This window comes from Paenibacillus luteus (genome assembly GCF_006542765.1).
Taxonomy (GTDB): domain Bacteria; phylum Bacillota; class Bacilli; order Paenibacillales; family Paenibacillaceae; genus Pristimantibacillus; species Pristimantibacillus luteus.
Genome location: NZ_SKCD01000022.1, coordinates 200,184 through 220,128, shown reverse-complemented (window position 1 = coordinate 220,128; position 19,945 = coordinate 200,184). Strand labels below are relative to the sequence as shown.

The 19,945-nt window shown below is 46.4% G+C and carries 17 protein-coding genes; all 17 read left to right on the top strand.

All coding sequences use genetic code 11. The features are described 5' to 3' along the window. The first annotated feature begins 332 nt into the window (after positions 1-332). The 17 genes from E0496_RS17675 (at position 333) to E0496_RS17595 (ending at position 19,927) form a co-directional block, all read left to right on the top strand. Positions 333-1,202 carry a YitT family protein gene (locus E0496_RS17675; RefSeq protein WP_141503084.1) on the top strand — a complete coding sequence of 290 codons (870 nt, stop codon included), beginning with the start codon at positions 333-335 and terminating at the stop codon, positions 1,200-1,202. Between the two features lie 357 nt (positions 1,203-1,559). Further along, the gene (gene cyoE / locus E0496_RS17670) at positions 1,560-2,480 is read left to right on the top strand and encodes a heme o synthase (protein ID WP_141503083.1); all 921 of its coding nucleotides are present in this window, start codon (positions 1,560-1,562) and stop codon (positions 2,478-2,480) included. A gap of 405 nt (positions 2,481-2,885) precedes the next feature. Beyond that, on the top strand, positions 2,886-3,575 hold the full coding sequence (locus E0496_RS17665) for a hypothetical protein (RefSeq protein ID WP_141503082.1): 690 nt from the start codon (positions 2,886-2,888) through the stop codon (positions 3,573-3,575). 49 nt (positions 3,576-3,624) lie between these two features. Beyond that, positions 3,625-3,876, top strand: a complete 252-nt coding sequence (locus E0496_RS17660) for a hypothetical protein (protein WP_141503081.1) — start codon at positions 3,625-3,627, stop codon at positions 3,874-3,876. 112 nt (positions 3,877-3,988) lie between these two features. Next, complete coding sequence (locus E0496_RS17655) at positions 3,989-4,711, top strand: metallophosphoesterase (protein ID WP_141503080.1); 723 nt, start codon at positions 3,989-3,991, stop codon at positions 4,709-4,711. Between the two features lie 218 nt (positions 4,712-4,929). After that, on the top strand, positions 4,930-5,436 hold the full coding sequence (locus E0496_RS17650) for a GNAT family N-acetyltransferase (protein WP_141503079.1): 507 nt from the start codon (positions 4,930-4,932) through the stop codon (positions 5,434-5,436). A gap of 197 nt (positions 5,437-5,633) precedes the next feature. Further along, positions 5,634-6,137 (top strand): DinB family protein, encoded by a 504-nt coding sequence (locus tag E0496_RS17645; RefSeq protein ID WP_141503078.1) that lies wholly within the window; start codon positions 5,634-5,636, stop codon positions 6,135-6,137. Positions 6,138-6,275: 138 nt separating this feature from the next. Further along, positions 6,276-6,626, top strand: coding sequence for a hypothetical protein (locus tag E0496_RS17640; protein ID WP_141503077.1), 351 nt, complete (start codon positions 6,276-6,278; stop codon positions 6,624-6,626). A gap of 45 nt (positions 6,627-6,671) precedes the next feature. Beyond that, positions 6,672-6,926: a hypothetical protein gene (locus E0496_RS36215; RefSeq protein WP_206669796.1), complete on the top strand. Its 255-nt coding sequence runs from the start codon at positions 6,672-6,674 to the stop codon at positions 6,924-6,926. Positions 6,927-7,272: 346 nt separating this feature from the next. Continuing rightward, a complete protein-coding gene (locus E0496_RS17630) occupies positions 7,273-10,080 on the top strand; it encodes a beta-galactosidase (protein WP_141503076.1) in 2,808 nt (935 codons plus the stop codon). A 144-nt stretch (positions 10,081-10,224) separates the two neighbouring features. Then, complete coding sequence (locus E0496_RS17625) at positions 10,225-11,253, top strand: LacI family DNA-binding transcriptional regulator (protein ID WP_141503075.1); 1,029 nt, start codon at positions 10,225-10,227, stop codon at positions 11,251-11,253. Positions 11,254-11,575: 322 nt separating this feature from the next. Beyond that, complete coding sequence (locus E0496_RS17620) at positions 11,576-12,976, top strand: ABC transporter substrate-binding protein (RefSeq protein ID WP_141503074.1); 1,401 nt, start codon at positions 11,576-11,578, stop codon at positions 12,974-12,976. Between the two features lie 112 nt (positions 12,977-13,088). Next, positions 13,089-16,016, top strand: coding sequence for an extracellular solute-binding protein (locus tag E0496_RS17615; protein WP_241674849.1), 2,928 nt, complete (start codon positions 13,089-13,091; stop codon positions 16,014-16,016). A gap of 39 nt (positions 16,017-16,055) precedes the next feature. Next, positions 16,056-16,994 (top strand): carbohydrate ABC transporter permease, encoded by a 939-nt coding sequence (locus tag E0496_RS17610; protein WP_141503337.1) that lies wholly within the window; start codon positions 16,056-16,058, stop codon positions 16,992-16,994. A gap of 5 nt (positions 16,995-16,999) precedes the next feature. Further along, positions 17,000-17,863, top strand: a complete 864-nt coding sequence (locus E0496_RS17605) for a carbohydrate ABC transporter permease (protein ID WP_141503073.1) — start codon at positions 17,000-17,002, stop codon at positions 17,861-17,863. A 20-nt stretch (positions 17,864-17,883) separates the two neighbouring features. Then, on the top strand, positions 17,884-19,332 hold the full coding sequence (locus E0496_RS17600; RefSeq protein ID WP_141503072.1) for a gluconolactonase: 1,449 nt from the start codon (positions 17,884-17,886) through the stop codon (positions 19,330-19,332). Then, complete coding sequence (locus E0496_RS17595) at positions 19,310-19,927, top strand: Yip1 family protein (protein ID WP_141503071.1); 618 nt, start codon at positions 19,310-19,312, stop codon at positions 19,925-19,927. The genes E0496_RS17600 and E0496_RS17595 overlap by 23 nt, the downstream gene beginning before the upstream one ends. Positions 19,928-19,945 lie beyond the last annotated feature (18 nt).

The window sequence follows — 19,945 nt, the reverse complement described above, 5'->3', positions numbered from 1 at the left end:
GGTGGGTTGCGTCCTTGGTCCGTATTTCAATAATATCGACGGATAACGTGTCCTGGCCATTCCTGCTAAATTGATGGCTTTCACCGTAAAGGTATAGGCCGTACCGTTTGTTAATTCTGTCACCTTAATAAAGGTTTAAATACATGGAATACCGGTGATTAAAGGCTTTTGCATAGGGAAAAGGTTCGAATTCTAGATCGTGGTCGCATCTGTACTTCTTTTTATTGGAAAATATTAATTGACTTTAGGGGAATAGATATTTAAAATTTTAATGTAAAAAATATTTACATGTAGTGAACGTTAAGAAACGAAACTGGGAAATGAGGTTTAAAATGAAGAAAGAGAATAAACAGACTGCAGTATGGAGCGCGGTGCTGCGAGGACTCATTGTTATCATCGGCGCTTTTATTACGGCCTACGGCCTTGAGGCTGTATTAATTCCGAACAATGTATCTGACGGTGGCGTGACGGGTCTTAGCATCGTAGGGTCGAAGGTATTCGGGCTGCCTTTAGGACTTCTCATTGGGGTTCTGAATATACCGTTCGTCTATTTAGGGTATAAACAGATTGGAAAAAGCTTCGCGATCTATTCCGTGATCGGTATTGCTTCACTGGCCGTGGGTACCGTCGTCATGCACCATATTACTCCGATCGTAGAAGGAGATACGCTCCTCGTCACCGTTGTCGGAGGCATCATTATCGGTTTGGGAATGGGGCTTGCGCTTCGAAACGGCGGCGCGCTGGATGGCATCGATATGTTGGCGGTATTGCTTTCCCGGAAGCTTCCTTTCGGCACAAGCGATCTTATCTTATTCCTAAACGTATTCGTGTTTATTGTCGTCTCGACCGTATTTGGCTTGCAGGGTGCTATATTATCGGGTATTGCTTATTTTATAGCTTCCAAGGTGATACATATCGTTGAGGAAGGCTTGAGCGGTGCTAAAACGTTCAAAATCATTACCAAACATCCAGAAATGATGATTGAAACGATTCGTGATCGCTTGGGTCGCGGTGCTACGTATAGTGTGGTGCAAGGAGGATATTCAAATGAGCATTTCAAAGAAATCACATGTGTCATTAACCGGTTAGAAGAGCGGAAAATGAAAGAAATTATTCGTGAAATTGACGAGAATGCTTTCATTATGGTGTATGAGGTTGCTGAAGTAAAGGGAGGAAGCTTTAAGAAGAAGGACATTCACTAAACGATTTCAATTTTTAATTTCGGACATGCTTAAGAGGAAAAGATGAAAAACCACGCCAACTATTGGCGTGGTTTTTGGTGTTTCAGGGGTACGTCATGGGACATACCTCAGATAAATGTTTTTATCTTCTACAAGTTATACTTCCGGATCAAGTAAGTCGGCGTACAACTCCAGGCGTGGCAATAACTATTGATGGTAGGATTATCAGAGACAGGAAGGTAAGACTCGCAACTGGATTATTCACGAAAGCGACATAGGTTTTTGACAAAATGATGAGGGTTTGCTGAGGAAGGGCATATAAATGTTGCTATATGGTAACCTATAGAAGTGAAATTACGGAGAGGAAGTGCCACCGTTATGCAAAATTATAGCAATACGATTAGTATCGAACGAATGCCGACCTCGGTCACGAAGGTACTCTTCGAAACGATAAAGATTGGTATTATTAAGTCGAATCTCATCGCGATAATCGCAGGGTTTAGCATGGCGATGTTCGTTCATGGCATATCTTTCTTTGATAAGATTGGTAACATTTTGTTGACTTTGATTGGATCTGCCTTGGTGATCGGAGCAGCAGGCATCTTTAATAATTTATACGATCGCGATATCGACAGTATTATGGAACGGACGAAAAATAGGCCGACTGTTTCCGGAATCGTTGATGTCAGGAGCGGCCTGTTCATGGGGATCTGGATCGCGTTCGGCGGACTTATCGCTTTGTTTATTGCTTCTCCGCTTTCTGCTTGCTTGGGATTTTTAGGAATTTTCCTTTATGTTGTGCCTTATACCATGTGGACGAAACGTAGAACTATATATAATACAGAGGTAGGAAGCTTATCAGGTGCAATGCCCCCGCTGATCGGTTGGGCTGCCATCTCACCTGACGTTTTGCATCCAGGTGCTATTGCATTGTTCCTGTTAATGGTCATTTGGCAGATGCCACATTTTTACGCGATAGGAATTCGCCGCATGGAGGAATATCGGGCGGCTAACATCCCGATGCTGCCGGTCGTCAAGGGAATTCGGAGAACGTACCTGCAGATGAACGTGTACCTGGTTGCCTTGTTCTTGTGCAGTATCTTGTTTTGGTCATTTAATCCTTACATCGCTGTGGCGAATGCTCTATTGAGCTTGGGATGGTTAATCTTGAGCATTAACGGATATCGTCGGAAACAAGAAGACAAGTGGGCCCGTTCGATGTTCATCTTCTCACTGAACCATATTACAGTTCTGCTGTTGATGATCGTCGCTTACTCCATAGGTGCACCTTTGTTATAATGGCAGTGACTTGACGAATGACAAAAACGATCCAAAGCCACAACGTTGATATTATCCCCTTCAAGCTGGTACTCAAAAATCTTCATGCGTTCATGGAGGTTCGAGTGGCGCTTAGAGGGGATTTTTTGTTAGCGGTTAAAAAGATGCCAATAGAAAGTAGATATTCCATAGAAAAAACAACCTTTCTAGTCTACAATTTTTCTAGTCTACAATTATTGTATTAAGAAACCATCACTAACAGCTGCTTTTATGAAGCGTAGGCAATTCCGGTGTGCAGTGTATTTGCGGGTATGCGGCCCGACAGGTAGAGGAATCTATCCATGATGTCCGAAAAACAGAATGAATGAAGTCAAGCTAAAATGAAAGCGCTGTCGATTAGAGGAATACATGGGAGAGTGATAGGCAATGACAAATCCGCTAATGCTGGATCCACTTTTTAGTGATCATATGGTAATCCAACGGGATAAAAGTTTTTTAGTCTGGGGGACAGGGACAGATGGGCATCGAGTGACTGTGACTTGTCGCGGTGTAAGCGGATATGCTGAGGTGCATGAGGGTCAATGGAGCGTAACTTTTCCAGCTATGGGGATTGGTGAAGCCTGTGAGCTGGTTGTGGAAACGGCAGAGAGCACGATTACGCTGGTGGATGTTGTGTTTGGAGACGTCTGGCTGGCAGGCGGACAATCCAATATGGAGTGGCCTTTGAAAAGTAGCGATCAAGCTGAACAGGCGATAGCTGCTGCGAATGTACCTTTATTGCGTTTTTATGAGGTGCCCAAGCTAGCTTATGAGCAAGAAGGCGTTCATTTGCCAAGCTTGTGGAAAACATGCACGCCTGAAACGGCAGGGGACATTTCTGCGGTCGCCTATTATTATGCGAGAGGGCTGATCGATTCAGAGCAAGTGCCAATCGGGATTATCGACTGCAATTGGGGCGGAACCTCCGCTTCTTGCTGGGTGTCGGAAGAAGTATTGGAGACAGATGAGGAGCTTTCTATCTATACCAAGGAATTTACTGAGGAAAAGAGTGGCCGCTGCTCAGAGAGGCGCAGCAGCAAACGGCCGATCATGTTCCGTTTACGGCAGAGCGGTTAAGAGCTCTGGACCCGTTTATCGTGAGATTACTATAGAGGATGGCCATGCTGTGGTGCATTTTGATTATGCAGAAACAGGACTGTTGATTCGCGATGGGAATCGATTAGCTGGTTTTGAGGTAGCTGCTGAGGAAGGAAAGTTCCTGCCAACAGAGGCTAAAATTCATGGGAGTACAGTAAAGGTCAAAAGCGATCAAGTTAGCCTACCGCGGTTCATACGATATGGGTGGGCAAATGTCACCAACGCAAACCTGGTGGGTGTGGAGGGTCTGCCGGCTGCTCCGTTTCGGATATTGCGATAACTTAAGCGAATGGATTGACTTTCAAGGTATGATGGTACTAGCATGGTATCATACATCTCAGCGTCAATTGAGGGGGAAGTGGTTGAGCTGATCGGGAGGTCAATGGATTAGGATGAGAAGAACCGTTGTTATATCAGATATTCATGGCTATTATGAGACTTTTAAGGCATTACTCAATCTGGTACAGTATAACGCCATTCATGATCGGCTTGTTTTGCTGGGCGACTATGTAGATGGCGGGCCTTCGTCTCTAAAAGTGGTGCAGCATGTAAGAGCTTTGGCTAAACTAAGCGGGGTAAAGGCAATTGGCGGCAACCATGACGATATGTTTTTAAATTGGCTGGATGATCGGGATTATATCTTTTCTCCATACTCAACCGCACGGAATGGAGGGAGGCAAACAATTCGTTCGTTCTGTCCTTGGTATGAAGATGAGTCCGATGATGAGAGGGCACGAATTTTTATAAAGCAGAAGTATGCGCAAGAAGTTCATTTCCTTCGAAATTTAAAGTATTTCATAGAGGATGATCATCATATCTATGTGCATGCTGGAATAGATCCCAAATTATCCCACTGGAGCCAAACGTCTACCAAGGATTTTCGCTGGATTAGGGGTGAATTTCATGCTCATGATGGGATATTGCCTATCTTTAAAAAGATTGTATTTGGACATGAAGTAACCGCTAAGCTGCATCATTCAAAAGAATTCCATCCATGGTTCGGTAAACAATTGATTGGCATAGATGGCGGCATCAAATTTGGGTTTCAGTTAAATGCTTTAATTATTAGTGATGATTTGAAATATACTTATTCAAGTATGGAGAGCAAGGATTGAGTGATGGATTGAAGTATATCTATTCGAAAAGTACTCATGACAAAGTTATGAGTCGGATTCAGAAGTTGATGTGGATCAAGATAGCTAAATAAATACGCAAAGGCAGCCGATCAGATTGATCCGTTGCCTTTTATTTTGTAAATGGGGACTAAGTCTTGTGCTGAAATTTATGATATTCTATCAGAAGCTGGAGTTAGAGAGAAAGGTGTGCACAAGTCATGAAAATTAGGTTTCCACAAGTGAATACAGCGGAAGAAATTGCTGAGGTTGCTGAAATAGCGGCAGAAATATGGCGCGAATACTATGTATCGATTATTACCATTGAACAGATTGAATACATGATTAGCAAATTCCAATCGATTTCAGCGATTGAGGATCAGATCTATCATCAAGGCTACGAATATTACTTCATCCATAATGATGAATCTGTGGCTGGGTATATGTCGGTAAGACAAGAAGAGAATAAGCTTTTTCTGAGCAAGTTTTATATAAGCAAGGGGCACCGAGGACGCGGCTATGCGAGCCAAGCATCGGCATTCCTTGAGCAGTTGTGCAAAGACCGGAATTTAAGTCATATTTGGTTGACGGTCAATCGTTATAACACATCCACGATTAAGGTGTATGAGAAAAAAGGTTTCCAGATCGTAAAAGAACAAATGGCGGATATCGGGAATGGATTCGTTATGGATGATTTTATTATGGAAAAAGAAATTCTGGGTTTATAATTAAATCAATAATTTCAATTTTAAAAATAGCGACGGTCTAGGACTAATCTTTACCTCCCTGGCAGCCGCTGTTTTTATTACGGGGGTCAGTACTTCTGTGAAGAAGCTGCTGACAAATATAATCCTGATATACAGCTGTCAGGGTAGTCATTGTATAATGGATGGAACTATTCCATTACAAAAGGGAGATGTTAGATATGTTTAGACAAATCGAGGATTTTGTAGCAGCTTGGCGGAATGAAACGGCAGCAACGCTGCGGACGCTGGAGACGCTTACGGATGAGTCCCTCAGACAACAGATAACGAGCGATCACCGAACATTGGGACGTCTAGCTTGGCACCTTGTACAGACATTGCACGAAATGCCATCGCGGACGGGCTTGTCTTTTGAAGGACCGGGCGAAGATGCATTGGTTCCACCTTCGGCAGCGGACATCACCGAGGCGTATAAGCTGACCTCGCAAGCGCTTCTTGATGCGGTACAGTCCAGTTGGAAGGATGAGAGTTTGCTTGTCATGAGTGACATGTATGGTGATCAATGGCCGAACGGCGTGACACTGGATGCCCTCATCAAGCATGAAATTCATCATCGCGGTCAAATGACGGTCCTGATGCGCCAGGCTGGCCTTCGTGTGCCAGATATCTACGGCCCGACGAAAGAGCAGTGGGCGGAGTTTGGAGCACCGGCTCCTGTAATATAGATTAGGATTATATCCCGCTTTGGTTGATTGGCTGAAGTGGGATTTTCAGCATTGATGATAAAGGAAGACGCAATTCAAACAAAAGGATTCTATCTGTAAAATGGACAGGAATGCACATGTGGCGGGAGCGTATGAACGATGGGGAAATCGGTTGAATTAATTTCAGCTTTTAGTCTGGTACATCATCAGTTTCGATATTTACATTCCTATCATTATGTTCGTAACTTTAGGGAAGACGGCGGTATAGAGCAAAATTTCAAGATTACTTTATGTGATTATCCCTATTACGAGGATGATCCCAAATTAGAGGTAACTTTTTTCAGCGTAAGCGATTTGAAAATAGGGGATATTGGGAGTCTATTTTGTTTATACATTGAAATCTCAGATATATCAAATTACCAATTAGAAGCGATAAACTATAGGGTTAAAGAAGAAGAGGAAGAAACTTTTGCGTTTGATTGTAAATCATTTGAGATTAAAGTTATTTGAGAAGGAAAGTATCTGGACAAGTTTTTTTAAGTACCTCTATGGTTATTGGAGTCAGCTTTCTATAGCATTCCGAAGAAAGATCTCCTCCTATTAACGAAGAACAAACCGATTATTCATGGTCATACGCCTGTTGAACGGATTTATTTTGATGGATTTCGCCTGAATGGCGACATGGGCTCGAATACATATAAGATTATCGAAGAAAGAGGCTTGGGGATTGTGAATTTGACTGAGATGGTTTATTACGTGTATAAGCAAGCACAGAACAAGATTGAGAAAAGGAATGTTGCACGTATTTAGTGAAGCGGATGCCTCAGGCGACCGCTTCTTTTTTTTCGCTTCTTACGATTATTAACACTAATTATTGTGTTCTTAAAATTAAGCCTTAGCCCGATGGTTTATAAAATAAAAATAGCAGGCGTAGCAAAGCTGCAGCCTGCTGGTGGAGGGTACCCCGAGATATGGTAAACGTTGACAACAATTACGAAGTAGTTCTATAATTTAAATGCTATTTATGAAACCCGTTTCATAAAGTGTGGCTAGCATATGAAATACGTTTATCGAGCCTTTCAAGGCGTTAGATATTCATGTATTTGATTAGCAACTCGACTAAGACAATGCTTTCAGAGAGGGAGGTACGGGATTCATGAGTTATACGTTAGGGAACTCTGAATTACAAACAATAACAGGAAATACACAGCTTCATTATGACGCGAAGAGCTTTATAATCGGGGGGAAGAGAGTATTTCTAAACATCGCGTCAATCCATTATTTTCGGATGCCTAGGCAAGAATGGCGGGAAGTGCTGGTCAAGGCGAAGCTTGCAGGGATGAATTGCGTCGATACTTATTTTGCATGGAACGTACATGAATCAGAAGAAGGAAACTGGGACTTTAGCGGTGACAACGACTGCGGGGCTTTCCTCGATTTATGCTCCGAGTTGGGACTTTGGGTAATCGCGCGCCCGGGTCCGTTCATCTGTGCGGAATGGGATTTTGGCGGTTTTCCATATTGGCTGAAAACAAAAGAAAAGATTCAGTTCCGAACGGACAATGAAGAATATCTTCGTTATGTTTATCGTTACTTTGACCAGATTATTCCCATTATCCATTCTCGTCAAATTACACAAAACGGGACTGTTATTCTGGTACAGGTTGAGAACGAATACGGCTACTTGGCCGGCGATGCGTCGGGCATGTCTTATATGAACGGCCTTCGCGACGCTTTGCTAAGCCGAGGAATTGATGTGCCGTTGATTACCTGCGAGGGGGGAGCGGAAGGGACGATCGAAGGCGCAAACTTTTGGTCGGGCGCGAGCGTGCATTATGAGAAGCTGATGCGCAAGCAGCCGGACGTTCCTAAGCTTGTGACCGAATTTTGGACGGGGTGGTTCGAGCATTGGGGAGCGCCAGCCGCCACACAGAAAACGCCCGATTTATATGAAAAACGGCTGATGGAAGTAATCCGGGCCGGTTTTGATGGCATTAGCCACTATATGTTTTTCGGAGGCACCAACTTTGGAGGATACGGCGGGCGTACGGTCGGAAGCAGCGATATTTTTATGGTGACCTCCTATGATTACGACGCTCCCTTGTCAGAATACGGAAGAATTACAGCCAAATACAGAACGGCCAAGAAGGTATCCTTGTTCACTCAGGCGCTTGGCGAGTTCTTGCTAGAATCCGTGCCGATGGATAAGGGCGAGGCGCGCTGCGTGGAAGGTATCGACCTGCAAGGCAGAGAGTGGAACGGGCAAAAGCTATGGTTTGCCGAAAGCAATAAGCAGGAAAAAGGCGTGTTTCCGGTTACGCTCGGAAGCGGCCGAACGCTATCGGTGCCGATCAAGCCGGGACAGATCGCTACGATTCTTGATCGGATAGAAGTATGTCCAGGCCTAAGACTCACTAGTGGCGGCTGCCTCATCGGAAACGACCGGCTTGGCGACGTCCAAACCCTAATATTGGCGGGAGATGACGGCGGGCGTACGCATGCCATATTTGAAGCGGATCAGGCGATTCATTATGAAAATGCAGGAACTATCCTGCTTGAAAGCAGCTCCGACGCTCGGACTCTGCGTATGGATGCATTCCATTTCCAGACGCCGCAGCGCATTTTGCTGAAGGTTGGCGGACAACGCGTCGAAATCATAACGTTAAACGGATATATGTCGGATCGAGCATGGAAGCTCCAAGGGGACGACGTCCGCTGGGCAATCGGCTGGGAGGATATGAACTTAGGAGCGGATGGCTGTGTTAGCGGAGTAAGCGGCGGCACCAATTGTGAAACGCTCCTTTTAGGGAACTGGGGAAGTAAGAGCGGCAATGGTTGGGAGCATCAGGGCAGTACGGTACGCAACTCAGGCAATGTGACCAAATCGCTTCTACTGCCAAGCATTTCAGAGTGGAAACAGAAAGCTGTAAATCTTCTTGCACTTGGCACAGGCGAGCTCGCCGAAAGCCCGCAAGGATTTGCAGAGCTTGGCCTAGCATTCGGCTATCTCCTTTACAGCAGTGATGTGGAATGCGATCAGGATCACGTCAGCACCCTTGTTTTCTCAGCAATTCAAGATCCTGCACGCTTGTTTGTAAACGGACAGGAGCAAGCGATAATTCGCCAGGTCGGGGCGGCGTCTACCGCCGTGCGGCTGTTGAAGGGGCACAACAAGCTGCAACTGCTTGTGCAGCACATGGGCAGTCTCAATTTTTCCCCTTATTTGGGTGAAGAGAAGGGGATATTTGGACCAGTATATAAGGACGGCTCAGCCGTCGATTTGCGAAGAGGCTGGTATTACGGCGAAGAGGTTGTGCATCTAGACGAGGTACATGCCGCTCCTTTTGCTTCTGCGCTAACGCGAACATTCGAGTTGATGGAAAATGACCATGCGTTATTGGTTGGTGCAATATGCAATGGGCTTCGAATTAACGGCACGGAGGTTTCTATCGCTGGTTATCAGAATTGGTTTGCGTATCACGCAGTTGACATTTCTGCCTATCTGGTTAAAGGCAGCAACATCATTGAAATGCCGGTGGCCCAGTCACCCTTGAATCGGTTGGAGCTGCTAACGTATAACGGATCAGGGAAGCTGGAAAATTGGTCGATAGACGTGCTGGACGACGCAGTGGAGTTTGATGAATCATCAGACTCCATCATAGGTACCGGGCCTACATGGAACCGCAGCACCTTCGATCTTCCTGAAATTCCATCGGATAGCAATCCTAAGCTGAAGCTCCGAATGTCAGGAATGAGCAAGGGCTATTTGCTTTTGAATGGCCGCAATCTGGGACGCTACTGGCAAATCGGGCCTCAGGAAGATTATAAAATTCCGATGGCGTGGCTGAAGAAGACTGGCAATGAGCTGATCTTGTTTGACGAAGAGGGCAGGATGCCAGATTCGGTACGCCTCTTCTATGACGAGCAATCGAATCGAAGCTGGCATACGCTGAATAAAGCTTAATAGGAGTTATAGATGGGGCAGGAACGATCGTTGCAGCGACGAGCCTGTCCCTTTTGCCTATGGCAGCTGCAATACATTACATACCATGTCCTACTTTTTTGCTATAATGGAATGAGACGTGAAACGAGGAAGGAAGCGTTAGGCTTGAGACAGGTCACCATATATGATATTGCAAAGGAAGCCAATGTGTCAGTTTCGACGGTATCCCGGGTATTAAACGATACCGCTCCGGTAAAAGGATCTACCCGCGCCAAGATTGAAGAGCTTATTCAAAAATACAACTTTCAGCCTAATGCAATGGCTCGAAGCCTTCTTACAAATGAAACCGGAATTATAGGCGTAATCGTCCCCGATCTGACCAATCCCTTTTTTCCGGAAGTATTTGCGGGAGCAGAGGAAAAGGCGCAGCAGTCGGGACACACCTTCCTGCTTAGCAATTCAATCGGCGATTATGCGAAGGAATCGCAATATCTCAGCATTTTACGGGAGAAACGTGTGGATGGCCTTATATTTCTGGGAGGACGGATTAATTTAAAACAATGCGATGACCATCTGGTGCAGGAGCTCGTACAGTTTGCCAGCGTCATTCCGACAGTATTAATTAATGGAGCCTTGCGGGGCACCGACTTGGTTAGGGTAGCCACTGACGAGTCGGCAGGCACCACTCTCGCGGTCCGGCATTTGATCGAGCTGGGGCATACAGAGATCGGCTTTATAGGCGGTGAAAGCCATATGACAACAACATTGAACAAGCTGCGTGCATTCCGAAAAACGATGAATGAGGAAGGGCTGGATGTGCGGGAGGATTGGCTGCTGCCCAACAGCTTCTCTATCGATTCTGGCAAGCATCAGATGCTGAAGTTGCTGGCGATGAAGGAGAAGCCGACTGCGGTGTTCTGCGTCAACGATTATACCGCGATTGGAGCGATTAAGGCGTCTGTGGAGTCTGGACTAACGATTCCGGATGATATGTCTATCGTCGGATTTGACGATATTCCGTTGGCGCATCATTTTATCCCCGAATTGACTACCGTTTCCCAGCAGGCACACGAGCTTGGAAAGACGGCAGTAACAGTACTTAAAGCGATGATGAATCAAGAAAAAGTCAAAAAGCTGACATCGCTGGCGCCTCAGCTTATTGTTCGGCAAAGCTCGGGCCCCCGAAGGGGATAGATTTTTTATTGCACTCATAAAAGCGAAATTATTCTTAAAAGAGCAGCATCCCTATTTACGGGATACTGCTCTTTTTGTTCGGAAGAAGACGGAATCGCTGTCTACTGCCATAAGGAAGCGCTGGAAAAATAAACTTTATTATTGACCAATAATTGGGATCGAGCTATAATGAAATGGGTTTCATGAAAACCATTTCATAAATTGGCTGCCGATCGGAATTTTTTCTTCGGGGGAGGATGGAGGAGATTTTTTAACGGAACCGTCTTGTTTTTACTCTATTCATTAGGCATGTAATCATTCATTCAAGGGGAGTGGCTAAACCATGTATCAGTTGAAAAAGATGAAACCGATGTTGATTGTTGCATTAACCGTCTTTATGGCGATGATGTCTGCATGCAGTGGCAACAACGGAGGGAATGCGCCGGTAACTCAAGCGCCTGCAAGCGAAGCACCGACTGCAACCGTGGCTCCAAGCGATGAGCCTAATCTTCCTGCGCCTGATTTGGGGGGAAGAGAAATTCGCATTTCGCACTGGTGGGACGCAACACCGGTTGGCGACTCTGAAGCTGATGAATTGGCGCGTGAAAGAATCAAAAAAGTGGAAGAGAAATATAACGTCAAAATCAAGTACCTAAACACAGAATACTGGTCGACTTCCGAGAAGCTGTCGTCCTCTGTTATGGCTAACGATCCTTTCGCGGATATCGTCCGGCTGCCAGACGGATTTATCTGGGGACTTATGAACGGTGGATTCCTAACGCCATTGGAAGATTACCTGAATAATACCCGCATTGCCCAAGACGTAATCGACTCCATGCGTTTTGGCGGCGAGCATGTATTTGGCCTAGAAGGCTGGTTCAACGCGAATGACTCCGGCATGTACTACAATAAACGAATCTTTAAGGAAGCTGGCTTGAAAGATCCTCAGCAATTGATGGACGAGGAGAACTGGAATTGGACGACGATGCTTGATGCTGCGAAGAAACTGACTGTAGATAATAACGGTGACGGCAAAATTGACCAATACGGTCTTGCGGGCGCGCATTATACTTTCTCGGAGCAGTTGATTGCAAGCAACGGCGGCCTTATCTACGATGAAGCCTCCAAGAAAGTAGCGTTTGATTCTCCAACTGCAATGGAAGCGCTTAATTTCGAGTATGAGCTTTACAACACTCACAAAGTGATTAAAGCGAACGAAGGAAACGACTGGGAAGATCCGGCAAAATATTTCGCAGAAGGCAAAATTGCGATGTACCCAGGCGGATTGTGGGAGATTGAAGGACGTTTGACAGATAAGATGAAGGATGAATGGGGTTATGTCTACTTCCCTAAATCACCTAATGCATTATCCTTTACAGATCCGCTCGGACAAACAGCTGCTTATGTCATTCCTAAAGGCGTCAAGGATGCGGAAGCTATCGTGAAAATTTGGGAAGAGCTTCAGGATTTTGACAACTGGCAACCTAATCGCCAGCTGTGGCTTGAAAATGTGCTGCCGGATGAAGCCTCAATTGCAAATGCAATGAATGAAGCGGGCAAGGTACAGCGGGTATTTGGCGGACGCTTCGGTGGTTTGGGCGTTAAAGACCAGCTCGATGCCGTGACAGGTAAGTTCGTTAAAGGTGAAATTACGCCGTCGACGGGTATCGCTCAAGTGATCGGACCAGCACAAGCGGCTGCTGATAAGGTATTGAGAGGCGAGGTTGAAGAGAAGAAAGAGTAGGTTCACAGAATAATAGATGTGAAAAGGCAGATTGTCCGGTTTTCCGACTACGGACGACCGGGTGATTGCTGGAAAAACAAGATTCCGCTAGTTTGCAAAAGGGGGAAATTAGGTGAAAATCGCCTTTTCCAGAATGACCGTCTCTTGGCTGATTGTCATCACTATGCTGATGTCGATATTGGTTTTCCCTATACCACAGTCCAGCGCGGCAGTTACTGGGGCCGCAACAAATACAGAAGCCGATGCAATCCTTGATCAGAACTCCTTGACGGGAGTATCGGAGAAAAGCTATGACCATTATTTTCAGCTGTACAAAGATGAAGAACGGCTGGGTGAGGAGGTCGTGATTCAAGGTGCGGACTATATAAGAGCTAATGAAATGAATCCCGAAATTGTAAGCGAGCTAGGCGGACAATCGGGCAACTTCGTCAAGACGGGGGAAAGCGGTTCGATGGAATGGGAACTCGAGGTACCGAAATCGGGCTTATATCATGTCGCCATTCGCTATTTTCCGATAGAAGGCAAAAGCTCCGCAATTGAAAGGGAGTTATTGATAGATGGGGAGCTTCCGTTTTTAAGTGCCAAGAACCTGACTTTTAACCGCGTATGGAAAAACGAGAGCGAGCAAATCGCGCAAGATAACAGGGGCAATGAGCTGCGGCCGCGCCAAATCGAATCGCCGATGTGGCAGGAATCGCTGCTTAGAGATACAGAGGGATATTACGAAGATCCGTACATGTTCTATTTCTCGGCTGGCAAGCACACGTTGACCCTAGTGTCTTCCAGAGAACCGATGGCCATCGACCACATCAAATTTTATCGGTATGATGCACCTGCTGCTTACGAAGAGGTGAAAGCCGACTATGGCTCTAAAGGCTATAAAGAGACGAGCGGACAACTAATTAAAGTTCAGGGCGAGGACGCTTCTTACAAGTCATCTCCAACTTTATATCCCATCTCCGACCGTTCGAGTCCGTCTACCGAACCTTATGACGTGTCGAAGATCAGAATGAATACGATCGGCGGCAATAACTGGCGAGTGCCAGGCCAATGGATCGCATGGGAGATCGAAGCGCCGGAGGACGGATTATACCGCATTGCCCTTAAGAGCAGGCAAGAATTGCTGCGGGGGATTTACTCTACACGCTCGCTATGGATTGACGGGGAAATCCCGTTTAAGGAAATGACGCAAATTCCGTTTTATTACGACTCGGATTGGCAGATGAATGTGCTTAGCAGCGATGAGGAAGAACCTTATTTATTCTATTTGACCAAAGGCAAGCACGAGCTGAAGCTTGAGGTAAGCCTAGGTGCGGTCGCACCTCTGATTCGCCAAGTAGAGGCAAGCTTGCTCGAAATTAATGCTATGTATCGAAAAATCTTGATGATTACTGGTAATGTGCCAGATCCGTACCGAGATTATCAATTAGATAAACAAATTCCTGACATGGTTGAAGTGTTTAAGAAACAAAGCGATATTTTGTATGCTGTGTCGGAAGAGCTAGTGCGCTTAACGGGCGAGAAGAGCGACAAAACCGCCGTATTGAACAAAACGGCTTATCAGCTGGCTGATTTGGCGAAAAAACCGGATACGGTTCAGAAGCGGCTCGGACAATTCAAAATCAACGTAGGCAGTGTTGGAGCATGGCTTCTTCAGGTTAGGGAGCAGCCGCTTGAAATCGATTATTTAGTGCTTGCTTCTTCTGACAAAAAGCTGCCTAAAGCGAAGGCTTCATTTGGCAAAAAAGCTGTTCACGAGGTATCGTCCTTCTTTCATTCCTTTTTTGAAGATTACGATACGATCGGAAACACGGCTGAAGACCAAGAGTCCATAACGGTATGGATAGGAACAGGGCGCGATCAAGCGCAAGTGTTAAAAGCGATGATTGATGATTCATTTACACCGCTAACTGGAATTGGCGTCAATCTTAAGCTGGTCAATCAGGATGTCCTCCTTCGCGCATCTCTCGCTGGTGAAGGCCCTGATGTGGGCATGCAGGTAGGAAATGATGTACCAGTCAATTACGGCATGCGAAGTGCAGCGGAGGATTTGACGGTATTCCCGGATTACGAGACGGTTGTGAAGCAGTTCAGAGACAGCGCAACTGTACCTTACCAGTTTGAGGGTCAAGTATTTGGCCTGCCTGAGCAGCAAATCTTTAATATGCTCTTTTACCGGAAAGACATTTTGGAGGAGCTGAATTTGGAGCCACCGCAAACGTGGGAGGATGTTTATGCGATGATCCCTGTTTTGCAGAAGAACCATATGGACTTTGCTCTTCCAGTTGCCCAGACGACGGGTGTACCCGTGCTTGAGGCGAACCGTGCCTATGCGATGCTGTTGTACCAGATGGACGGATCGTTCTACTTGAACAACGGTGCCAAGAGCGGTCTGGATACCGAGATTGGACTTGGCGCATTCAAGAAATGGACCGATTTCTATACCAGCTACAAGCTGCCGTTGATTTTCGATTTTCCAATGCGGTTCCGGACGGGTGAAATGCCAGTTGGTATTCAGGATTACACCTTTTATAACTATTTGACCGTATCCGCGCCAGAAATCAAAGGCTTATGGGAGTTCATTCCGGTTCCAGGCTTGAAGCAGCCTGACGGTACCATTCGCCGTGACGTCGCCAGCAGCGGAACAGCCACCATTATGCTCAAGGGCGCGAAGAATAAAGAAGCGGCCTGGGAGTTCATGAAATGGTGGGTAAGCAAGGATGCGCAGGTACGCTTCGGCAGAGAGATGGAAGGGCTGATGGGCGCCGCGGCGCGCTACCCAACGGCCAACATCGAAGCGCTTAAGGAGCTGCCTTGGCCCGCTCAAGATTATCGCAATCTTGAAGAGCAGTGGAAATGGGTGCAAGGTGTCCCAGAGGTGCCAGGCGGTTATTTCACGGGCAGGCATCTCGATAACGCGCTTCGCGAAGTGATCAACAACGGTACGAACACGTCTGACGCCTTGTATGACTATGTTCAGGAAATAGACTATGAGATCAAGGAAAAACGTAATGAGTTCAAGTTGGACGGGAAGGACTAGGGAGGGACTCTTTTGCAAAAAACGAAAATCGCGCCGGAGATGATGATGCAGCCGAAGGGCCGCTCCACCCGGTTGCAAGGGAAGTGGGAGCTGTTTGCCAAGGACATAAAGCGGGATCGACATGCTTATGTTCTGCTGGCTCCATATGTGTTATTGTTCCTGTTGTTTACGGTACTCCCGGTCGTCATATCGATTTTCTTCAGCTTTACGAGCTTTAACATGCTGGAGTCGCCACGCTGGGTCGGCTGGGAGAACTACTCCAAGCTGTTGTGGAACGATGATGTATTTCTGATCGGGCTTAAAAATACGATGATTTTTGCCGTTATTACCGGACCAGTCAGCTATATTGCCTGTTTTGTCTTTGCGTGGCTTATTAATGAGCTTAAACCGAAGGTCAGGGCGTTTATGACGCTCGTGTTTTTTGCGCCATCGATATCAGGCAATGTGTTCTTTATATGGCAAATTATTTTTTCCGGCGATTCATACGGCATCATGAACGGATTGCTAATGAAGATCGGGATCATCTACGAGCCGATTCTATGGCTTCAGAATCCGAAATATATGCTTGGTATCATTATGCTTGTCCAATTGTGGCTCAGTCTGGGCACCAGCTTTCTGGCGTTCATTGCCGGCTTGCAGACGGTTGACCGTACGTTGTACGAGGCTGGGGCGGTGGACGGGGTTAAAAACCGCTGGCAGGAGCTTTGGTTTATTACGCTCCCTTCGATGCGGCCTCAGTTGATGTTCGGCGCTGTCATTCAGATTACGTCTTCCCTTGCGGTAGCGGACGTCGCGATGGCTCTTGCCGGCTTCCCGAGCGTGCAGTATGGAGCTCATACGATCGTTACCCACTTGGTGGATTACGGCACGATTCGGTTCGAAATGGGTTATGCATCCGCCATTGCAACCGTGCTGTTTATTCTAATGCTGGGCTCGAATCTGGCCGTTCAAAAGTTGCTGAAGAGGGTGGGGGAATAGGCTCGATGAAGCTGGCTATAAGTCTCAAAAAAAGGGTAAACCGCTCTTGGCAGGTAGACATCATGCTGTTCCTGTTGCTGGGTCTGTTCGGAGCCTTTATGGCAGTGCCGTTGATCTATGTCATTAATAATGCGTTCAAACCACTGGATGAGCTGTTCGTATTCCCGCCAACGCTGTTTGTGAGGAATGCGACACTTGATAACTTCATGGATTTGTTTCAAGTGATGAAGAGCTCATGGGTTCCATTTTCCAGATATATTTTTAATACCTTTTTTATAACGGCAGCAGGCACCGCAGGGCATATTCTGCTCGCTTCGGCTGCGGCTTACCCGCTGGCCAAGATCAGATTCCGTGGGCATAAAGTATTGTTTACGATCATTGTCCTTTCGCTGATGTTCTCTCCGCATGTAACGGCTATTCCGAACTATATGATCATGTCTGTCCTGGGATGGATTGATTCGTATCAGGCTGTTATCGTACCGGCGTTCGCGTATCCGCTCGGCTTGTATTTAATGAAGCAATTTATGGAGCAAATACCGGATGCGCTGCTGGAAGCGGCGAAGATCGACGGCGCCAGCGAATACCGTATTTTCTGGCAGATCGTCATGCCGCTCGTCAAGCCAGCTTGGCTTACGCTGCTCATCCTGATGATGCAAATGCTGTGGGGAACGGATGGAGGCAGTTTTATCTATAGTGAACAGCTTAAGACGATGCACTACGCCATGGGACAAATCGTTCAAGGCGGTATCGCCCGCGCTGGGGTGGGAGCCGCAGTTGCGGTTATTATCATGACGGTGCCGATCGTAACGTTTGTGTTGTCTCAAAGCAATGTGATTCAAACGATGGCTTCGTCCGGCATGAAGGACTAAAGCGATGGAGGCGTATAGGTTTGATAATTAAGCGATCGATTCTGATCCTGGCAGCAGCGATGATGATATGCGGCCTAAGTCCGAAGCCAGCTCAAGCAGCGCCGTATGAGGGATATACGTATTCGTATTGGGGAGATGACGTTAAATCGCCAATTGCTTATCTTCCCTCCAGGGCGATAACGGGACAGGAATTAGGTATTGGGCCCATGATGACGCCGAGCGATATGTTTATGGCGTCGGACGGCAATTTGTACATTCTGGATTCCGGCAACGGGCGAATTGTCGTGCTTAACAGCGAGTGGAAGGCCATCCGCCAAATTCAAGGCTTTGACCATAACGGCAAGCAGGATAGCTTCAACAAACCCGAAGGCATCTTCGTTACCGATGGGGGCCATATTTTTGTGGCAGATACCGAAAACAGGCGCGTCATCGTACTTGATGGCGACGGAGCATTCATTAGAGAAATTGGCGCTCCGAAGTCGGAGGTGCTTAGCGACAATTTCGAATATATCCCGCGCAAGGTAATCGTCGATAAAGCCGGCCGCATCTACGTAGTCGCGAGAGGCGTCTTTGACGGGATTATTGAATTCGACAGCGAAGGCGATTTTACCGGCTTTATTGGTACGAACCCCGTTCAATTTGATCCAGTTGATTTGTTCTGGAAGACGGTAGCAACCAAGGAACAGCGGGAGAAGATGATCCGGTTTGTTCCGATTGAATTTAATAATACGGATGTCGATTCTAATGGATTTATTTTTACGACTACCCTTGACAAGCAAACTTCAATTCCTGTCAAAAAGCTAAACCCATCCGGCATCGATGTGCTTCGTGTGAATGGGGCATGGGGGCCGATAGGCGATTTCACTAGAGACCGATCAGCTTTCATCGATATCGATGTCAGCAGCAATGGAGTTTACCGGACGCTTGATTCAACTCGGGGGCGAGTATTCACTTACAACGAGGATGGCAATCTGTTGTATGTGGTCGGACAACTCGGCAGTCAGCTCGGGACGTTCAAAACTCCGATAGCAATTGAAAGCTTCGGCAATCGAATCTTCGTGCTGGATCGTGATTTGGGCATGATAACCGAGTTTACCGCGACAAAATTTGGAACTTTAGTTAACGAAGCGAACGGATTATACAGCATAGGGAAGCATGACGATGCGGCGAAGCTTTGGGAGCAGGTGCTGAAGCTTGACGCCAATTACGAAATGGCATATGTCGGAATCGGAAAATCAATGCTTCGTCAAGGCGAATACAAGCAGGCCATGAAATATTTGAAGCTGGGCAACGACAGAGAATATTATTCCAAAGCGTTAACGAAATACCGCAGGGAATATATGCGCGAATATTTTGGAATCTACATGACGATTGTGATCGCTTCCATATTGGCTATAATGGTCGTGCACCGGAGCCTAAGGCTTAGAAAGGGGGACATGAAACAGAATGCAGTTTCTCAAGGACGCTAAGTACACGCTGCACGTCGCTTTTCATCCCTTTGACGGTTTTTGGGATCTGAAATACGAGAATAAAGGGAAACTTAGAATCGCACTAGCCATCTTGTTCGGCGTAACAGTAATGATGATACTGAAACGCCAGTATTCCGGTTATGTAGTCAACTTTAATTACCCGCTCGATTTAAACAGCATTGACGAGTTGAAATACATTGTCCTCCCATTCTTACTCTGGTGCGTCGCGAATTGGTCGCTCACCACACTGATGGACGGTGAAGGGAAATTTAAGGAAATTGTCATCGCCACAGGTTACGCCATGCTCCCTTTGATCTTGGTCTACTTGCCCAATTTGTTGCTCAGCAATGTCATTTCGCTGCGTGAGGCTTCATTTTATTATTTGCTGGAATCAGCGGCTACGCTATGGTTTGTTTGGCTGCTGTTTATCGGAACGATGACGGTTCATCAATATACGGTTATGAAGACCATCATGACGATGCTGTTAACTGTCGTGGTCATGGGTGTCATCATTTTTTTGGGGCTGTTGTTCTTCAGCCTCATTCAACAAATCATTGGGTTTGTATACACGATCTATCTGGAACTTTCATTGTGAGCATGAGAAAGGGGGCCA